17 protein-coding genes and 1 tRNA gene are annotated in these 17,930 nt (G+C 56.7%); 2 read left to right on the forward strand and 16 right to left on the reverse strand.

Going from position 1 to position 17,930, the window contains the following annotated elements; translation table 11 throughout:
- Positions 1 to 218: 218 nt before the first annotated feature.
- The 10 genes from rlmH to CPH65_RS04325 form a co-directional block, all read right to left on the reverse strand.
- Positions 219 to 701 (reverse strand): 23S rRNA (pseudouridine(1915)-N(3))-methyltransferase RlmH, encoded by a 483-nt coding sequence (gene rlmH / locus CPH65_RS04280; RefSeq protein ID WP_096172283.1) that lies wholly within the window; start codon positions 699 to 701, stop codon positions 219 to 221.
- Between the two features lie 71 nt (positions 702 to 772).
- Entirely contained in the window at positions 773 to 1,153 is a 381-nt protein-coding gene (gene rsfS / locus CPH65_RS04285) for a ribosome silencing factor (RefSeq protein ID WP_096176232.1), read from the reverse strand.
- A 189-nt stretch (positions 1,154 to 1,342) separates the two neighbouring features.
- Positions 1,343 to 1,987 carry a nicotinate-nucleotide adenylyltransferase gene (locus tag CPH65_RS04290; RefSeq protein WP_096172284.1) on the reverse strand — a complete coding sequence of 215 codons (645 nt, stop codon included), beginning with the start codon at positions 1,985 to 1,987 and terminating at the stop codon, positions 1,343 to 1,345.
- 59 nt (positions 1,988 to 2,046) lie between these two features.
- Positions 2,047 to 3,321, reverse strand: coding sequence for a glutamate-5-semialdehyde dehydrogenase (locus tag CPH65_RS04295; protein WP_244574536.1), 1,275 nt, complete (start codon positions 3,319 to 3,321; stop codon positions 2,047 to 2,049).
- 125 nt (positions 3,322 to 3,446) lie between these two features.
- On the reverse strand, positions 3,447 to 4,613 hold the full coding sequence (proB, locus tag CPH65_RS04300; protein ID WP_197704037.1) for a glutamate 5-kinase: 1,167 nt from the start codon (positions 4,611 to 4,613) through the stop codon (positions 3,447 to 3,449).
- An 18-nt stretch (positions 4,614 to 4,631) separates the two neighbouring features.
- A complete protein-coding gene (gene obgE, locus CPH65_RS04305) occupies positions 4,632 to 5,669 on the reverse strand; it encodes a GTPase ObgE (RefSeq protein WP_096172286.1) in 1,038 nt (345 codons plus the stop codon).
- A gap of 85 nt (positions 5,670 to 5,754) precedes the next feature.
- Complete coding sequence (locus tag CPH65_RS04310; RefSeq protein ID WP_096172287.1) at positions 5,755 to 6,309, reverse strand: GNAT family N-acetyltransferase; 555 nt, start codon at positions 6,307 to 6,309, stop codon at positions 5,755 to 5,757.
- Entirely contained in the window at positions 6,309 to 6,986 is a 678-nt protein-coding gene (locus CPH65_RS04315; RefSeq protein ID WP_096172288.1) for a GNAT family N-acetyltransferase, read from the reverse strand. Before CPH65_RS04315 ends, CPH65_RS04310 begins: the two co-directional genes overlap by 1 nt.
- A 175-nt stretch (positions 6,987 to 7,161) precedes the next feature.
- Positions 7,162 to 7,431, reverse strand: coding sequence for a 50S ribosomal protein L27 (gene rpmA, locus CPH65_RS04320; protein WP_096172289.1), 270 nt, complete (start codon positions 7,429 to 7,431; stop codon positions 7,162 to 7,164).
- 116 nt (positions 7,432 to 7,547) lie between these two features.
- Positions 7,548 to 8,207, reverse strand: a complete 660-nt coding sequence (locus tag CPH65_RS04325) for a 50S ribosomal protein L21 (RefSeq protein WP_096172290.1) — start codon at positions 8,205 to 8,207, stop codon at positions 7,548 to 7,550.
- Positions 8,208 to 8,594: 387 nt separating this feature from the next.
- Here CPH65_RS04325 and CPH65_RS04330 point away from each other — a divergent pair, with 387 nt between their 5' ends.
- Both CPH65_RS04330 and CPH65_RS04335 read left to right on the forward strand, forming a co-directional pair.
- Positions 8,595 to 9,008, forward strand: coding sequence for an MAPEG family protein (locus tag CPH65_RS04330; protein WP_197703957.1), 414 nt, complete (start codon positions 8,595 to 8,597; stop codon positions 9,006 to 9,008).
- A 168-nt stretch (positions 9,009 to 9,176) separates the two neighbouring features.
- Positions 9,177 to 9,266: transfer RNA gene (locus tag CPH65_RS04335), tRNA-Ser, on the forward strand.
- A gap of 1,008 nt (positions 9,267 to 10,274) precedes the next feature.
- Here CPH65_RS04335 and CPH65_RS04345 read toward each other — a convergent pair.
- From CPH65_RS04345 to CPH65_RS04370, 6 genes are all read right to left on the reverse strand, one after another.
- A complete protein-coding gene (locus CPH65_RS04345) occupies positions 10,275 to 11,372 on the reverse strand; it encodes an ABC transporter ATP-binding protein (RefSeq protein ID WP_096172292.1) in 1,098 nt (365 codons plus the stop codon).
- A complete protein-coding gene (locus CPH65_RS04350; protein WP_096172293.1) occupies positions 11,369 to 13,309 on the reverse strand; it encodes a glycoside hydrolase family 127 protein in 1,941 nt (646 codons plus the stop codon). The genes CPH65_RS04345 and CPH65_RS04350 overlap by 4 nt, the downstream gene beginning before the upstream one ends.
- Positions 13,310 to 13,335: 26 nt before the next feature.
- Complete coding sequence (locus CPH65_RS04355) at positions 13,336 to 14,232, reverse strand: carbohydrate ABC transporter permease (protein WP_096172294.1); 897 nt, start codon at positions 14,230 to 14,232, stop codon at positions 13,336 to 13,338.
- Positions 14,229 to 15,158 carry a carbohydrate ABC transporter permease gene (locus CPH65_RS04360; RefSeq protein WP_096172295.1) on the reverse strand — a complete coding sequence of 310 codons (930 nt, stop codon included), beginning with the start codon at positions 15,156 to 15,158 and terminating at the stop codon, positions 14,229 to 14,231. The genes CPH65_RS04355 and CPH65_RS04360 overlap by 4 nt, the downstream gene beginning before the upstream one ends.
- A gap of 94 nt (positions 15,159 to 15,252) precedes the next feature.
- Complete coding sequence (locus tag CPH65_RS04365) at positions 15,253 to 16,500, reverse strand: sugar ABC transporter substrate-binding protein (protein WP_371359447.1); 1,248 nt, start codon at positions 16,498 to 16,500, stop codon at positions 15,253 to 15,255.
- Positions 16,501 to 16,629: 129 nt separating this feature from the next.
- Complete coding sequence (locus tag CPH65_RS04370) at positions 16,630 to 17,679, reverse strand: LacI family DNA-binding transcriptional regulator (protein WP_244574537.1); 1,050 nt, start codon at positions 17,677 to 17,679, stop codon at positions 16,630 to 16,632.
- Positions 17,680 to 17,930: the final 251 nt, after the last annotated feature.

Raw genomic sequence — 17,930 nt, forward strand, 5'->3', positions numbered from 1 at the left:
AAAGGGGTTGAGGTGAAATGTAGTGCATGGGTCCTGCCGGTGGAATCCACCGCTTGAGGAAAAGGCAAGGAACGCGCCGGTTGTCCCGCTTCGACTTGCTCTCTGCCTGCTGCTGTGCAAACCCTCACGCAGAAACGGCGGATTGCCGTCCTGTCATGCCCGCGAGCCATTCATCCTCTGGGCCAGTTACACCTTGTGCCAGTTATACCCTGTGCCAGCTAAACCCTGTGATAGGGGTGCCCTGTCAGAATGGTGATGGCGCGGTAGATCTGTTCGGCAAGAAGGATTCTGGCAACCTGATGTGGCCAGGTCATGGCACCCAGAGCGATTTTCAGATCGGCCTTTTGCAATAAGTCCTGTCCGTGGCCGTCGGGCCCGCCGATCACAAAGGCCATCGCGGGGGTGCTGTTGATGCGCTCCTTGTCCACCAGCTGCGCAAACGCCTCGCTGGACAGATTCTTGCCGTGCTCGTCCAGCGCGATGATGAAGGCACCGCTCGGGATCGCTCCAAGAAGCTGGGTGGCTTCCTGCGCCTTGCGTTCATTGGCATTGCGGGCGCGGCTTTCCGCGAACTCGACCATGTCGGGTCCGGATAGTCCCAATGCTCTTCCTGCCTTGACGGCGCGGTCCTGGTAACGAGCGACAAGCTCCGTCTCCGGGCCGGCTTTCTGCCGCCCGATGGCTGCCATGATAAGCTTCATCGTTCTTTTCCATCTGTCACCGGTCGGGCTGGGATCAGGTCCTGTGCCGTCGGGTGACTGGCCGCGCTATCTCAGACGTCGTCCTGAGACTCGGCAGCCCACATTTTCTCGATATTGTAGAATTCGCGGACCTCGGGGCGGAAGATGTGAACGATATGGTCGCCAGTGTCGATCAGCACCCAATCGCAATTGGGCAGACCTTCGACGTGCGCGTTGCCAAAACCGTTGTCCTTGAGATCTCTCAGAAGACGGTCGGAAACGGCGCCGACATGACGATGGGAGCGACCGGATGTGATGATCATGAAGTCGGCAAGGGAAGACTTGCCGCGAAGATCAATCGACAGGATGTCCTCTGCCTTGGCTTCGTCGAGGCTCGAGAGGATCAGCTCAAGGGCCTGTTCAGGATCCATGCGATCCGAAACAAGGCTCATCGGAGAAGGGCCTTCAGGCATCATCTCCATTTGGGTTGCGGTGGACAGGAATTTACCTCTTTCTGAGTAGATAATATGCGCCGAGCCAAAGCCCGGCATTTTCGCCAATCCATCACATGTTTCCAATGATGGATAGACATGGATAGGGGAATGACTGATTTGGTCGTCAGACCTCCGCCTTTTTAAAATACGTCATCCTATATGACATTTTCAAGGCTTTTGGCCAACTTCATTTGGTTGTGTTGTCGTATTGCTACGCAAATACGTTGACGAAAGGTTGCTTCTGGGGCCATGCAGAAAGCTCCAGACGGGACTTTTCATGCGTGCAAGCGCAGCTCCCTTGTGGCTTGGAAGGCGTGCCCATGCATAATGCAGGGCGGCCGGTGAAGACAGGGCCGAGAGGCTGTGCCCCGGTCGGTCTATGATGGCGACCGGTATGCGCTCGAGAATTGACTGCCATCGCTGCCAACGGTGGAATTGGGGCAGATTGTCAGCCCCCATGATCCATATGAAGCGAATTCCGACCGTGCGTTTGTCGAGCCATTCGAGGGTCTCGGCCGTGAAGCGTGTGCCGGCTCGTGCCTCGGCACCCGTCACGTCGATGCGCGGATGATCCATCATACAAGCCGTTCCCTCCAGTCTCGTTTCGAGGGAAGGGAGATTCTTTGTATCCTTCAATGGGTTGCCCGGCGTGACCAGACACCAGATCCGATCAAGCTGGAAATGTTTCAGTGCAGTCAGCGCCACGTGCCGGTGGCCCGCATGGGCAGGGTTGAAGCTGCCGCCATAAAGACCGATTGTCATGCCGGGTGAGGCAGGGGGCAGGTCAAGAGGATAAAGTCTGGATCTGGTCATTGTTCCTGCCGCTGCTCGATGCGATGCACATCGCGCAATTGCTCTTGGTTCCAATCGTTCTACGGGCGTGTCTGGCCAGTGCCGTGGACGCGATACTTGAAGCTTGTGAGCTGTTCAAGGCCCACTGGTCCTCGCGCATGCATCCGGCCCGTGGCGATGCCGATTTCCGCTCCCATGCCAAATTCGCCGCCATCGGCGAACTGGGTCGAGGCATTGTGCATGACAATGGCGCTGTCCACTTCCTTCAAGAAGCGATCTGCAGCCGCTGCGTCTTCAGTAATGATGCTTTCGGTATGACTCGAGCTATAGGTTGCGATGTGCCTGATCGCGCCCTCAACCCCATCGACAAGACAGACCGAAATGATGCTGTCGAGATATTCGGTCGACCAGTCATCCTCATTGGCTGCGTCCGCAGCCGGGCAGAGGGCGAGCACGTCGGCGCTGCCTCGGATGCTGCATCCTTCCTCGCTGAGGGCGGCAAGCACATCCTTGCCGATGGTCTGAGCGATTGAGCGGTCGATCAGCAGGGTTTCTGCGGCTCCGCAAATGCCCGTGCGGCGCATCTTGGCGTTGACGACAATGGCTTTGGCCTTGTCAGCGTCTGCCGCCTTGTCGACATAGACATGGCAGATGCCTTCAAGATGGGAGAAGACGGGGACGCGCGCTTCGCTCTGCACCCGTCCGACAAGGCCCTTGCCACCGCGCGGGACAATCACGTCGACATTGCCGCCAAGTCCCTTGAGCATTTCGCCCACTGCCGCGCGGTCCGTGGTGGGCACGATCTGGATGGCGCTGGCCGGCAGGCCTGCAGCCGTCAGCCCCTTGACGAGACAGGCATGAATGGCGCGGGACGAATGATAGCTGTCCGAACCGCCGCGCAAGATCGAGGCATTGCCGGATTTGAGGCAAAGGGCCCCCGCATCGGCGGTGACATTGGGGCGGCTTTCATAGATCACACCAATGACACCAAGCGGGGTGCGGACACGTTCGATATGAAGGCCGTTGGGGCGATCCCACTCGGACATGATGTCGCCGATGGGGTCGGGGAGTTCGGCAATGGCCTCAAGCCCGGCAGCCATGGCCTCGATGCGGTCCGCGTCCAGCGTCAGGCGATCCAGAAAGGACGCGCTCATGCCGACTTCCTTTCCTTTGGCAACATCCTTGGCATTGGCTTCCAGAATGCCATTGATATCGGCACGCAGGGCCTTGGCTGCTTCACTCAGCGCCAGATTTTTTGTTTCGGTCGGGGCATTGGCCAACGCATACGACGCCTGACGTGCTTGCACGCCAAGATCGGACATGACATCAGCGACAGGTCGCGTCATTTCATTCATGGCTTTTCCCCTTCTTGCGGGCCTTCGTTTTGCTGGCCTTTGTCGTCCTGATTTCCGTGTTTCAGGCGTGTGGCCGTGGCCCGTGGTTATTGGATATGGTGTAAATTTCCGGTCCGGTCAAGCGCTCATTGCGCGGCATGTTCCGAATGCTCGGCCGGTTCGGTGTCACGCAGAACCATGTCGTCGCGGTGGATGAGTTCCGGTCTGCCATCATAGCCCAGAATCTCGGTGATCTGGTTGGACCGGCACCCCTTGATCTTCTCGGCTTCGAAATGGTCATAGCCGATCAGGCCGCGCGCGATCTCCTCGCCATTGGGCGCGCGCAAGATGACAGCATCGCCCTTGGCAAAGTTCCCCTCAAGCGACATGACCCCGGCAGGCAAAAGGCTCTTGCCGCTGTGCAGGGCTCGAACCGCCCCGTCATCAAGCGTCAGGCATCCGTGCGGTTCGAGATGGCCATTGATCCAGCGGCGACGCTGGGTGATCGGGTTGGAATTGGCCACGAACCAGCTGCATTTGGCCCCATCCATGATGGACTTGAGCGGATTGTAGACGCCGCCATTGGCGATGATCATCGAGGTACCGGCATTGACGGCGATCTTTCCTGCGGCGATCTTGGTCGTCATGCCACCCTTGGCGAATTCAGAGCCGGTGCTGCCGGCCATGGCTTCGATCTCGGGCGTGATATGCTCGATAAGGGGGATATGTCGGGCGTCGGGATTGTTGGCAGGAGGGGCGGTATAAAGACCGTCGATGTCGGAGAGCAGAATGAGGCAGTCGGCGCTGATCATGGTGGCGACGCGCGCCGCGAGGCGATCATTGTCGCCATATTTGATCTCCGAGGTTGCCACGGTGTCATTCTCGTTGACGATGGGCACAGAGCCAAGCTGCAAAAGAGTTGAGAGCGTGGCGCGAGCATTGAGATAGCGTCGGCGCTCTTCGGTGTCCCCGAGGGTGAGAAGAATCTGGCCCGCCGTCAGATCGACCTTGTGCAGAGCATCGGCATAGGCCTCACCCAGAGCAATCTGCCCGATGGCGGCTGCGGCCTGGCTTTCCTCCAGCCTGAGCTTGCCGTGGGCAGGCAGATTGGTCTTGCGCCGTCCGAGCGCGATTGCACCTGAGGAGACGATGAGCACTTCTCTACCGCGACTGCGGAGCATGGCGATGTCATCGGCAAGGGTCTGAAGCCACGCGGCGCGCAGTCTTCCGGTCTTGGCATCCACCAATGTCGCCGAGCCGATCTTGACGACGATCCTCTTTTGATCCTGCAGCTTCATCTTGCTTGTCATGATGTGCTTCCGGCACCCTGCTCAGGGGCGCCAGGCCTCTTCTTCCTGTTGGTCTTCTGCCTCGCGCCGGTTTTCATCCTCGACCTTGCCGATGATGGCACGCAGGATGTCGTCCATGTTGGTGCGGGCCACTGCCGAGATGACAAAGGGCTTGAAGCCAAATTCCTTTTCAAACGCCTTGAGGCGTTCTGCGATGTCTTCATCAAGCAGCGAGTCGATCTTGGTCAGTGCCACGATCTCGTCCTTCTCGCTCAGACCCTCATCGTAGGCTTCCAGCTCGCCACGGATCACGCGATAGGCGTCGAGGAAATCGTCCTGTGTTGCATCGACAAGATGCAAAAGCACACGGCAGCGTTCCACATGCCCCAAAAAGCGGTCGCCGATTCCGACGCCTTCATGGGCGCCCTCAACCAGACCGGGGATGTCGGCCATGACGAATTCGCGGCCATCGATGCCCACAACACCAAGGTTCGGATGAAGCGTTGTGAAGGGATAATCCGCGATCTTTGGCTTGGCCGAGGAGACGGACGCCAGAAAGGTGGATTTGCCTGCGTTGGGCAGGCCGACCAGACCAGCATCGGCAATCAGCTTGAGGCGCAGCCAGATCCAGCGTTCCTCGCCCTCTTGGCCGGGGTTGGCGCGCCGTGGTGCCTGATTGACCGAGGATTTGAAATGGGTGTTGCCGAAGCCGCCGTTGCCGCCCTTGCAGAGCTTGTAGCTCTGGCCCACTTCGGTGAAATCGGCCAGAATGGTTTCGTTGTCCTCATCAAGGATCTGTGTACCGACGGGCACCTTGAGGATCACGTCCTTGCCGTTGTGTCCGTTTCGGTTGCGCCCCATGCCATGGATGCCGGTCTCGGCCTTGAAATGCTGCTTGAAGCGATAGTCGATAAGGGTGTTCAGGCCATTGACGCATTCCACGATGACATCGCCACCCTTGCCGCCATCGCCGCCATCAGGGCCGCCAAGGGCGACGTATTTTTCGCGCCGAAAGGAAAGACAGCCCGCCCCGCCATCGCCGGAGCGGACGTAGACCTTGGCCTGGTCAAGAAATTTCATGCAATGCTCCATGATCCCCATGCCTGCCACGCACGCGCCATGGTGCGCCAGCCGGCATGAGGTCTAGTGTGTGCAGAGCGGCGCTTCATGCTGCCGCGCTCTGTCCGAGATATATATCGGCGGTCAGTTCCATTTCGATCCGAGGCACTTCGATGCCGCGGACCGGGCTGTAGACCACGCCGCGTCCGACTTCGCAGAAACCCAGACCGGAGAGAACCTTCAGCGACCGTTTGTTGTCTTCATAGGCGGCTGCGCTGATGCGTTCGGTCGGCTCCAGTGGCATATACCAGTCGAGCAGGCGGCGCGCCGCTTCCTGCATAAAGCCTTTACCCCAGAATGGGGGTGCAAGCCAATAGCCAATCGACGGTGCAAAGAGCCCCAGTTCGCGCTGGCTCGACGGTTTGAGCCCGATACCGCCGATCAGCCGGGAGTCCAACGTGATGACAAGGTTGAGCCCGGAGATACCCTTATGTTGACGTTCGATCCAGTCCACCGCCGATCCGGTCGGATAGGGATGGGGCACCTCGGTCAGATAGCTGCTGACCTCATAGGCACTGAGATAGTGTTCAAGGGCCGGTGCATCCTGTGGCTGCGGCATGCGCAGGACAAGACGTTTGCTTCTGAGTATTGGACTGCGCATCAGGCTGCTCCTTTCACGTCTAGATCACTGGGGTCCTCTTTGTTCTTGTTTGCTGTTGCCTCGAGCAGGCTGACGCCCGCCCAGTGGCGCAGGGCGTGCCAGGTGCTGCGATCGAGGCGATAGCGGTCGATCGGGATCATGCCCCGTTGAAAATGCGAGTGGGCCATGCCGGAGCCACAGAACTGAAAGCCGCTTTTCTCGACAATACGTCGGGAGCGACCGCAGGATACACGGCAGCGTGCGGTCATGCTGTCCAGTTTGCTGTGTGTTTTTGTCGGGTTCGAAAAAGCAAAATCGGCCAGTGCCTGCATGGACCGCGTCGCAATGCCCTGGGACCAATGCTTGTGCTCAACCAGCACGCTGATCTCGGCGTTGCCGGGGGTCTCCAAAAGCACGATGCAGGCAGCACCCATTGCTCGGCCTTTCATGTCACTGATGACAAAAGGAAAAGCGTCTGGATTGCTCTCTTGCAGAAGCGCGTCAAGCCAGAGGTCGGCGGCACGCATGGTGCTGGGCAGCCAATTGGTGCACAGGTTTGCCACCATGTGCGGATCGCTCGCCATGACCACAAGAGCCTCAAGGTCCTGACGGGTCGGGCGCCGCAAGATGAAATTGCTTTCCGAACCCGTTCTACAGTCGGGCTCGGTTTCCTGTATGCCTTTTTCTATATCCGGCATCGGATCCTCCTTCGTTTGGTGTGGTCGGATCAACAATGTTGGTTGATCGTTGGGTCAAAAGTTAAGGGGAGATGGTGTCCCATCTCCCCTTGAAATCTTTTGGCCCTTACCAGAAGGAGCCTTTTCGATTTACCGGGGTCTGGGACACCGGCAAATCGTTTTTATCATGCCAGTGTTATTCTGCCGCTTCCGCCACCGGGAGCACGGACACGTATGTTCGGCCGTTGGCTTTGGCTTTGAACTGTACGTTGCCGCCTGTGGTTGCAAAGATGGTGTGATCCTTGCCCATGCCGACGTTGTCGCCCGGATGCCATTTGGTGCCGCGCTGGCGAATAATGATGTTGCCGGCGATTACGGTTTCACCGCCGAATTTTTTAACGCCCAGACGACGACCTGCTGTATCGCGACCGTTACGGGACGAACCACCTGCTTTTTTATGTGCCATTTTGGTGTCTCCTCATCGAAGGCATCTCGCCGCTGTTCAGCGCGATGATGCCCTGAGATTTTCCATTGTGATCAGTTTGTCGGCCTTCATTCTCATTCCGGCCGGGTGATCATGACTTATTTCTCAGCGGCGAAAGCAGATGCCTGCTCAAGCCAGTTGTCACGGTCGATGCGGCCTTTGAAGTTCAGGGCGTCATCGATTTTTGCGATGTCTTCTTCAGAGAAGGCTGCGATCTGAGCGAAGCTGGTAATACCCAGTGCGTTCAGTTTACCTTCAAGAACCGGACCGACGCCAGAGATTTTTTTCAAATCGTCTTTTTCGGCAGGCGCGGTGAAGAGCGGCGCGGTTTCGCCTTCGGCGGCCTTGGCTGCTTTGGGAGCCTCTTTCTTGGCGGCTTGAGGTGCTTCTTCTTCCTTAGCCTTGGCCGGTGCTGCCTTTTTGGCTGCTTTCGCCGGAGCCTTGCCGCCGGTCAGGATCTCGGTGATCTTGACAGAGGTGAAGTGCTGGCGATGGCCATTGCGGCGACGGGAATTCTGACGACGACGCTTCTTGAAGATGATGATCTTGCGACCGCGACCCTGATCGAGGATCTCGGCTGCGACCGTTGCGCCATCAACCAGAGGAGCGCCGACCTGTGCGTCGCCTTCGCCGCCAACGAGAAGAACGCTGTCAAAGACAACGGTTTCGCCAGCTTCGCCTTCGAGGCGTTCGACCTTGATGATATCTTCGGGGGAAACAGTATACTGCTTACCGCCGGTTTTGATGACTGCGAACATTTTTTTCTCCGTTCCGTCCGGGCTCCGCGGCTTGGCCGACAGGTCCGTCTTTTTTCAGTCAGTGGGTTGAGCTTGAGAAATTCACTTATCTTTCAATGAATTGAAGGATAAGCGAGAAACAAGCAAAGAGGCGCGGGATTGACCCCACGCCCAGATTTCCTGCGCACTATAGTCAGGACGCTTGAGCTGTCAAGGAAAAGCTGAGCGGAAACAGGGCGTTTGGTGCGGATTTGCTTGACTTGTTGTGCTTTTGCAAAAGGCGACCATTGATCGGGCCGGCCGAAGAAACCGAAGCGGGTGATTGATCCGACGTGCTGTGTCGTGCTATTCGTTAGCGCAATAATTAATTGACCCCTTGTTCGGAACGAAAGGCGCTTGGACGTGTTCTTGCCAGACTATTCACTCGCGATTGTTGCCATCTATCTTCTGCTGCTGATGGTGTTTCTTCAGGCGATTATTGCTGCCGGGGCGCATCGGAAGCAAGAATCCTATGTGCCCGGCATCGTTGATGAGAATCTGGGGCCGGAATCCTTCGTCTTCCGCAGCCACCGCACATTCATGAACTCGCTGGAGACTGTTCCCTTGATGGTCGCGCTGGCGTTCATCGCGATGTTCGTGGCCATGGATGCAGGGTGGTTGGCTATCCTGATGTGGGTCTATCTGGCCGCGCGACTGGCGCACATGATCACCTATTATCTCGTCGCGACGCGCAAGAATCCCAGTCTGCGGAGCTATTTCTTCATGGTTGGTGTGCTGGCGCAGATCATTCTGTTTGGTCTGGTGGGCTTTTCCGTCTTGTGATCCTCTGCCTCATTCGGCGTAACTGCGCACGGTGGCAGGTTTTTCCCCGCAGAGTGAGCGAGGATGGGGATTTTTCAGTTTGATGGCTTGAGCTTGGGAGGCGGTCTGTGTATGGTCCGCCCACCTTTTCAGGCGCTTGCAAACGACTTGGCCGCCGAAAAGTGTTGCGGAGAGGTGCCGGAGTGGTCGATCGGGGCGGTCTCGAAAACCGTTGAGCGCGCAAGCGTTCCGAGGGTTCGAATCCCTCTCTCTCCGCCATAAATTCTCTCATCTAATTGATTTTAATGAGTTATATTGATTGGCAGCTTTTCATGCCGTCTTTTGAACTGTGGGAACGCCAAATTCTGGTCAGCCACGGATGCAGAATGCAATTGCAAACACCTTTTGAGATCGCCCTGAATATCAGCCGATTTCATTGCCCCAGCCAATTTGCAAAATGAAGTTTTTCTTTTAGTTCAGTCGGTTGTTGGTTGAAATCTTGGCTGAATTATAGAGGGTGCCACGACTCTCATGCTTACGTTTTTACGCGAATTGACATTGTTCAGAGCACAAAATTATGTTCGCGGCGAACAAACCACTGCGGATATAATCATGAAAAATCTTGGGGCAATGAGCGCTGCACTCATGTCGATTGCATTATCTGGATGCGTCACGCAAACAGATTATATGTACAAACCAAATACGAGTTACGGCACGAAGGCGGACGCCCTCCTTGAATGCAAGCTTCAAGGAGCACAGCGTGTTCCCAGCAATACGCGTGTCGGTTCAACGCCAGTTTACGTCACGCCCGCAACCACATACTGTTCTGGCGGTTATTGCAATAGCTATGGTGGGCAAGTGACAGGTGGCGACGTATACACCTATGATGCCAATCAGGAACTGCGAGACGACCTTATAAATCAGTGCCTCCGCCGGAAGGGCTACACCGTAACTCAAGTTCCTGTCTGTAGAGGGAAGACTGTCGAGCGACCTGTTTCAACAGACCGGATTCAAGATCCAAAGCAAGGACAGTGCGTCGTGTCCACAAAGACCCGCGATACATCCCAGACGGTTGGTGTTCTTACAAAATAGCCCGTCACCAACTTTGTTTGGATCATGTGCTTCTTGCTATCTGATTTTGTCGCGGCGCGCGCCTTCCGAGCGTTACGCTCAACATAAAGCAACCATGCGTTAACGCGGACCGAACTTCAATTCACTGGCTGGATGTGGGAGTTCAGGAGACTGTCAAATCGCCACACCCGCATATGCGGGTGTGGCTTTGTTGCTTTAGCGGATGCGCTGTTCGTCTTCTCCGAACAGGCAGATATGGTTTTCATCGACGGTCAGATGGAGCACGGAGCCAGGCTGGGAGATTGTCTCACGGTCCACATCCACCGTGCAGCGTTTCTCTCCTATCGTTCCATAGAGATAACTCGCGCCGCCCAGAAATTCGGAGAAACCAACCGTGAAGGGCACTGCTTTTTGGCCGTCTTCGGCCAATCGCCAGTGTTCGGGGCGGATGCCCACGCGAACCGCCGTACCATTCGCGGGGCGGTTCTGGATGGTGCGGGTTTCAAGGATAATACCCGCCACTTCGACCCCATCGGGGCGGATGATGCCGTCCAGAAAGTTCATCTTGGGGCTGCCAATGAACCCGCCGACGAACATGTTGTCAGGATCGTCATAGAGCTGGGCAGGGGAGCCCACCTGTTCGATGCGTCCGGCCCGCAGTACCACGATCTTGTCAGCAAGGGTCATGGCTTCGGTCTGATCATGGGTTACATAGATCATTGTGTTGCCAAGCTTCTGGTGCAGACGGGCGATCTCGATGCGCATATCGACCCGCAATTCGGCATCAAGGTTTGACAAGGGCTCATCGAACAGGAACACGTCCGGATCCCGGACGATGGCCCGACCGATGGCAACGCGCTGGCGCTGTCCCCCGGACAATTGGCCCGGACGGCGATCCAGATAATCGTTGAGCTGCAAGACGTCTGCTGCTTGACCGACTTTCTCGGCAACTTCGGCTTTGGTGCGGCCAGCAACCTTGAGCCCGAAGCCCATATTTTCAGCCACCGTCATGTGCGGGTAAAGCGCGTAGGTCTGAAAAACCATGGCAATGCCGCGGTCGGACGGATCATCTTCCGTAACGTCCACTCCTGCAATGAGGACATCTCCTGCCGTTACCTCTTCAAGACCGGCGATCAGGCGCAAGAGCGTTGATTTTCCGCAGCCGGAAGGCCCGACAAACACGACAAACTCTCCGCCTTCGATATCGAGATCGACATTCCTGATCACTTGCACCGATCCAAATGTCTTGTTGACGCCGCGCAAAGACAATCCGGCCTGTCTCTGGACGCGCTGAAGGTTCACTTGCTCGTTCATTTTATTGCCTCCCTGCGCAGCCAGACCAGCATTTCGCCCGGCTCGCGGTTGTCCCAGAGGTAGTAGGGAATGGCCGTTAGTGTTGCCGGTTCCCGTGATGGTGGCGTATCGGAATATAGAGCGTTATCGGCACGACCTTCGACCTCGGCGTTGATCTTCAATGCCACAGTGTCAGGCCATGCGCCAAAACTGGTCGTTTCGATCGCCGCTCCATCCTTGATTAGGTAGCTGTTGAGCGGCGCGGAATGATCGGCCTCCTCGAGGCAATAGACGAACGGGCCGCGCAGCAGTGCGGTGCGCCCCTGATCGGATGCCACCTTTGGATTGGCAAAAAGCTGAAGCGGCTGCATATCAAGCTCAAGCGTGAGGTGATCGCCGGCCTGCCAGGACCGATTGAGCCGCAGGTATCCCTTCTCGGCTGTGGCATCAATCGCCTCGCCATTGAGCATCAGCGTGAAGCCCTTCGCCCATTGCGGAATACGCAAGGACAGCGTGAAACTGCAAGGACTCTCCGGCTCGATGGCAAAGGCAATGGACCCGTCGGCAGGATAGCTTGTTGTCTGCTTGAGGGTCACCTTCGTTCCGGCCAAAGTCAGATCAGCCTTGTTGTCGCAATAAAGATGCACGGCGATTTCATCCTCGGAGACCCCATAAAAATAGGTGCCGATCGAGGCGAGCAGACGAGACACATTGGGTGGGCAGCAGGGGCAGCGATGCCACCGCCAGCGATGGTGATGCCCGTGGCTTTCCAGCGGATTGTCATAGAAGAAATGCGTTCCATCTGCCGACAGCCCGGACAGAACGCCATTGTAAAGTGCCCGCTCCATGACGTCGGCAAAGCGGCTGTCCGGTTCGCGCCCGAGCATGCGGCTTGCCCAGAAGACGAGCGCGACAGAGGCGCATGTCTCGGCATAAGCGCTGTCGTTGGGCAGATCATAGTCGAAGGTCAGGCCTTCGTTTTCCTTGGAAGGGCCAAATCCGCCGGTAACGTAAAGATTGCGATCCGTGAGTTGGGACCAGAGCGCTTCTAGCGCCGGATCCATAGTTGCGTCAGAAAATTCGGTCGCCACATCCGCCATGCCGGCATAAAGATAGGCGGCACGGACGGCATGGCCGACCACTTCGCGCTGCTCGCGGACCGGTTTGTGGGCTTGACAATATTCCAGCGTCGAGAAGTGGAAATCCTCCGGTGTCTCGCCCCGCGCCATAGCCTCCTTGTCAAAGTAGTTCGGGTCTTCACCGCGCACGTCGACGAAGAATTTGGCCAGATCAAGATAGCGTTGCTCACCTGTGACGCGGCCCAGTTTGACAAGTGCCAGTTCCAGCTCAGGATGTCCCGGATAGCCGCGCTTCTTGCCCTCTTCAGGGCCGAACGTCGCATCGATGCAATCGGCATACCGGCACAGGATATCGAGAAACTTGCGCTTACCGGTCGCATGGAAGTAGGCAATTGCCCCTTCGATCAGATGGCCGGCGTTGTAGAGCTCGTGCCGATCCCGGAGGTTGGTCCAGCGTTTGCCCGGCTCGATGCGTTGATACCAGGAATTGAGATAGCCATCCTCGGCTTGCAGGCGGCCATAGGCATCGATGACGTCATCCACTCGTGCTTCAAGCTCTGCATCACGATGCCGATTGAGCGCATAGGCGGCTGTTTCGATGCTTTTGCCAAAGTCGGAGTCCCAGAACATCTGGGTGGTTACGGTGTTGTTGTGCTGGAAGGGAATGACGATCCCCGGATTGGGCAGATCGGGATCGACCTGTTCGAGCATGCGCGCTTCGATGCAGCGGTCGAATAAAAGCTTGGCTGTGGTCGTCGCTATGACATCGATCTTGGGTCCGAAGAAGCCGTCGACCTTGATCTGATTCACCGCAAGTGGACGGAACTTGGCCTTTGGCGGCATGGCGTCAGCAATCATGGTTTTGTTGAATTCGTTCATTTTCTTGTCCTTGGGCAGGATGAAATCTATTTGACGGCACCAGCCGTAAGACCCCGAATGTAGGATCGTTGAAGAATGAGAAAGAGGACCATGCAGGGGATCATCATCAAGGTGACGCCGGCTTGAACGGCTCCCCAATCGACAGATCCGAAGCGCCCATACCGGACGGCGGTCATGAGCACCGGCATGGTGAACTTGCTTTGGTCCGTGAGCAGCACGAGAGCGGCGAGAAACTCGTTCCACGCATTGAGAAAGGCAAACAGGCCAACTGTGACAACACCGGGCAGAACCAGCGGACCCATCACCTGCACAAGCATGCGCCAACCCTTTACCCCGTCCATGCGGGCGGCTTCCTCGATCTCCTTGGGCACCGCGTCAAAAGCGTTGCGCATCATGAAAACCGAGAAGGGCAATTGCAGTGTCGTGTAGATCAACACAAGGCCGATGAGGGTGTTCTGAAGGCCCAGCTTTGCCAAAAGCAGGAACAGGGGTGTCAGGATCGACTGAAAGGGGATCATCATCGTCGACAGGATGAGAACGAAAATGAAGCCTTTGAGGGGAAACCGGTAGCGCGAGAAGCCATAGCCAGCGAGGAGCGCAACGACGATCGTCAGAGCGGAGGTGCCGACGGAAACAAAGAGCGAGTTTCCGGCATAATGCAGAACCGACTGGCCAAAATTCTCCAGCCTGTCGTAGCTATCGATGCTGAAACCGTCGCGCGGCCAAGGGGGCAGGGGCGGTGTCGTGGATTCGATAGGTGAGCGAAAGCTCGACAATACGACCCAGACAAGGGGCACGAGGAACAACAGCGACACCAGCGTTGCCGTGACATGAAAAATCACTTTGTGATAGCGATACCGGCCTTTGCGAGCCGTTGGCGCAGACGCTGCAACAGAATGATGTTCAGTGGTGATGGCGTTCATTCTTTCGGCCCCCTGTCGCTCAGAAGCGTGAGTTGGATAACACTGAGAACCAGCAGGATGAGGAGCAGCACGATAGAGAGCGCGGCGCCATATCCGAGACGGAAGGAAATGAAGCTTTCATTGAAGATCTTGTAGACGGCCGTGACCGTGCTGTTTTGTGGCCCGCCGTTGAGGATGATGTAGAACTGGTCAAAGGCCAGCATCGAGCCCGAGATGCACAGAATGAGCGCGAGGGCGAAGGGTTTGCGGATGAGCGGCATGATGATGTAGCGGAACCTCTGGTTCCATTTGGCCCCGTCGATGCGGGCGGCCTCGATATAATCGGCTGGAATGGCCTGCAATCCACTCATCAGGATCACCATGAAGAAGCCCGCCATTTTCCAGATCACCATGACGATGACCGACCAGAAAGCTGGCGTGAAATTGGCCAGAATGTTCACCCGTCCCGACGTTAGCCCGATATCCTGCGCAAGAGGTGAGAACAGGCCCGTATCCACGTTGGACAGCCAAACCCACAACAAAGCAGCCGAGGCAAAGCCCGTGACGACCGGCAGGAAAAAGACGGTTCGGTAGAATGAGATCGCCTTGCTCTGACCTTGGACGATGAGCGCGAGTGCCATGGCAGTGCCCAGCAGCCCGATGGTGATAACGATGGTATATTGCATCGTGAAAAGAAGAGACGACCAGAAGCTCTTGTCGGTCAAGAGGCGTTCATAATTGTCAAGCCCGACCCAACGCGGGAACCCCATCAGCGGCCATTTGTGGAGAGACATCCAGGCCGCCATGCCGAGAGGCACGAGAAAGAAAACGATGACGAGGAGCAGGGCAGGAAGAACGAAAAGCAGTCCGTTCCATTGAGTATGCCGGCGGCGCCTGCGCCTTTTCGGCAAAGCTGTCTCGGGGTCTGCCATGAGACTGTCAGTCATGGAGTGATCCTTTGGAGCAGTGGTCTGCGAATGCCCGCCGACTGACGTCTTGATATCAGCCGGCGGGCGCTGCTAGCGGTAGATTTGGAGGATCTTACCGGGAGCTATCTATGATGGACTGCATCTCTTCTTGAGCTTCGTCCATTGCTTCATCCACTTCTTCGCTGCTATCGGCAAAGAAGGCCTTGTTGAGCATGGTGATCCACGGACCATTCTGCGAGTTGATGAGATCATTGAAGACCGGGCTGAATGGCGTGCGGCCCTTGTCCATTGCCTTGGCTGCGATCAGATAGCGGGAATCGAGCCCTTCAAGGGCCACTTCGGCAACGTCGGCGCGCACCGGCAGAGAGCCGTTCTTGGCAAGGATCGTCTGACCTTCAGCGGAATAGGCGAAGTCGATGAAGGCCTGAATGGCTGGCATTTTCGCATCATCGGTCGCGGCTGAAACGACAATGTTGTCGCCGCCTGCAAAGGAAGACCAGTCGCCATCCTTGCCGGGCAGATAGGTCACGCCATATTTGAGATCGGGATACTGGTTGTTCAGGGCACCGATGGCAAAGGAGCCAGAGGGTGCGATGCCAATATTGCCGCCAGCAAAGGCTGCAAAGAAGTTGACGCCAGCATCCGTCTGCGAGCCTGCCGGAACAAGGCCATCCTTGACCATGCCGCGGTAGAATTCGATGGCATCCTTCATCTGCGATGTTTTAACCGTCGCCTTTGCGCCTTTATCTTCAAGCAGATTGCCGCCCGACGCCCAGATCAGCGGAGTGAAGGTGAAAATGTTGCAGCCACCGCAGTTGCCGGAGAAATAGTAGCCATAGGTCTCGTCGCCAAGAGCGGCGACCGCTGCGGCATCCTTGCGGATTTCATCCCAAGTGGTGGGCGCCTTGTCTGGATCCAGCCCAGCCTTTTCGAAAAGGTTCTTGTTCCAGATCAGAACGGACGCATCGGCAGAAAATGGCATGCCGTAGATCTTGTCCTCATAGGTGCCAACGCTCAAATGGGCTTTGGACAGATGCTCATAGTAGGGCAGACCTTTGGCAAAATCGGTGAGATCCTTGAGCTGGCCTGCCATGGCAAAGGACGGCGTGTAGATCAGGTCAAGCGACAGTGCATCAGGCTGCGAGCCACCCGCTGCGGCGATGGCGTACTTCTGAACCAGTTCGTTGACAGGAACGATCTGCAGTTCGGCCTTGTCTTCGCCCTTGGCGTTGAACGCTTTCACCAGCTTGGGCATGAATTCGGATCCATCGGACCGAACCCAAAGGGAAAATGTTTCGGCTTGCGCGATACCTGGCAAGATAAAGGCCGCAAGCGCGACGCTTCCATATAGTGCTTTGATGTTCATTTCAGTTCCTCCAGTTTGCCTGCCAGTCAGACGCAGGCGAGTCTTTGAGATAACGTTTGCGCTGTTTGCGCCGACTGTACCCAAGACCAAATTCTTCTCACCCTTGGGTTTTGTTCCGCCGTCTTATTCCGGCTTCCCCGCACCGCAAGATTCTCGCACGACGAGATGACAGGGGGTTTTTCTGACACCGACCTCAATCGGCTTTCCCTCGATCATATCCAGCAATGCCAATCCTGCACTCTTGCCAAGGCCCGTCAGCTCCATATCCATCGTGGTTAGGGGAGGGCGTGTCGCCTTGGCAAAAACTTCCCAATTGTCGAACCCGACAATCGCAATATCGTCGGGAACCTTGATCCCCATTTGCACAAAGGCGTCAATCACGCCTCTGGCAATCTGGTCGTTGCTGCAAAAGATCGCGTCAGGACGCTCCCCTGCAGTCGCGATGAGATGAAACGCAGCTTCATAGCCGTGCGCCTCGGTCCAGTTGGAATAGAGCGCCTCACCACACGGTGTGAGGCCATTCTCTTCGAGCGCCATGCGCCATCCGGTTTCTCGCAAGTGGGATGCCTCGAAACTCGGACGCCCGGCAATGTGAGCGATCTTGCGCCGGCCCAAACCGATCAGATGCTGGACCGCCGTTCTGGCTGCATTGATGTCATCTGGTACAAAGCCGACGGCGTCTTCAGGACAAAGGGAGTAGACGTAAACGACGGGCATCCCGAGAGACGACACATCAATGGGAAGTCCCCGATCAATTCTCTTGCCTGAAATGACAAGTCCATCAATTCTCTTTTCTTCCATGGCCCTGAGGTTGAGTTCCAGTCGATGGGCTTCATGCTCGCCAGCACTCAGGAAGACCGACACCCCCTTATCCGTCATCGCAGATGAAAGCCCTGCCGCAACCGGCAGCGTGAAGCGGCCATAGGTGTCATCGGTCAGAAGGCCGAGCGTGAAGGAGCGCTGCTGTACCAGACCGCGCGCCATGTAGTTGGGGCGATAATCCAGTTCTCTTGCAACCCGTTCAACCCGTGACCGGGTCTCCTCCGACATCCGGCCAGTCCCGTTAAGGGCCCGTGATGCGGTGGTCACGCTTACGTCCGCTTTTGCCGCGACATCACGAATGGTGGTGCGATGAACCACTCCCCCGGGCCGCGACCATTTTTCTACAACCACCTTGTCCTCCACCTCGCGCAAAACACGCTAATTCGCAATGAGAAAACGTTTGCTCACGCTTGGTTTACCGTTTGCGCAAATTAAAAATGCATTGGGTTTTGCCTTTTGTCAATGAGGCATGAGTGCATTTCGCAGGACGAATTCCAACAAGCCTGAGTAGAAATTACGAAGCTAGCGGTGTCAGTTCCCAAAGGGACGGAGCATGCAAATCCTTGTGCAATCATTCGGGCAGCAATGTAGCCCCTTGAAAA

Origin of the sequence: Cohaesibacter sp. ES.047 (genome assembly GCF_900215505.1) — a bacterium.
Lineage (GTDB): Bacteria > Pseudomonadota > Alphaproteobacteria > Rhizobiales > Cohaesibacteraceae > Cohaesibacter.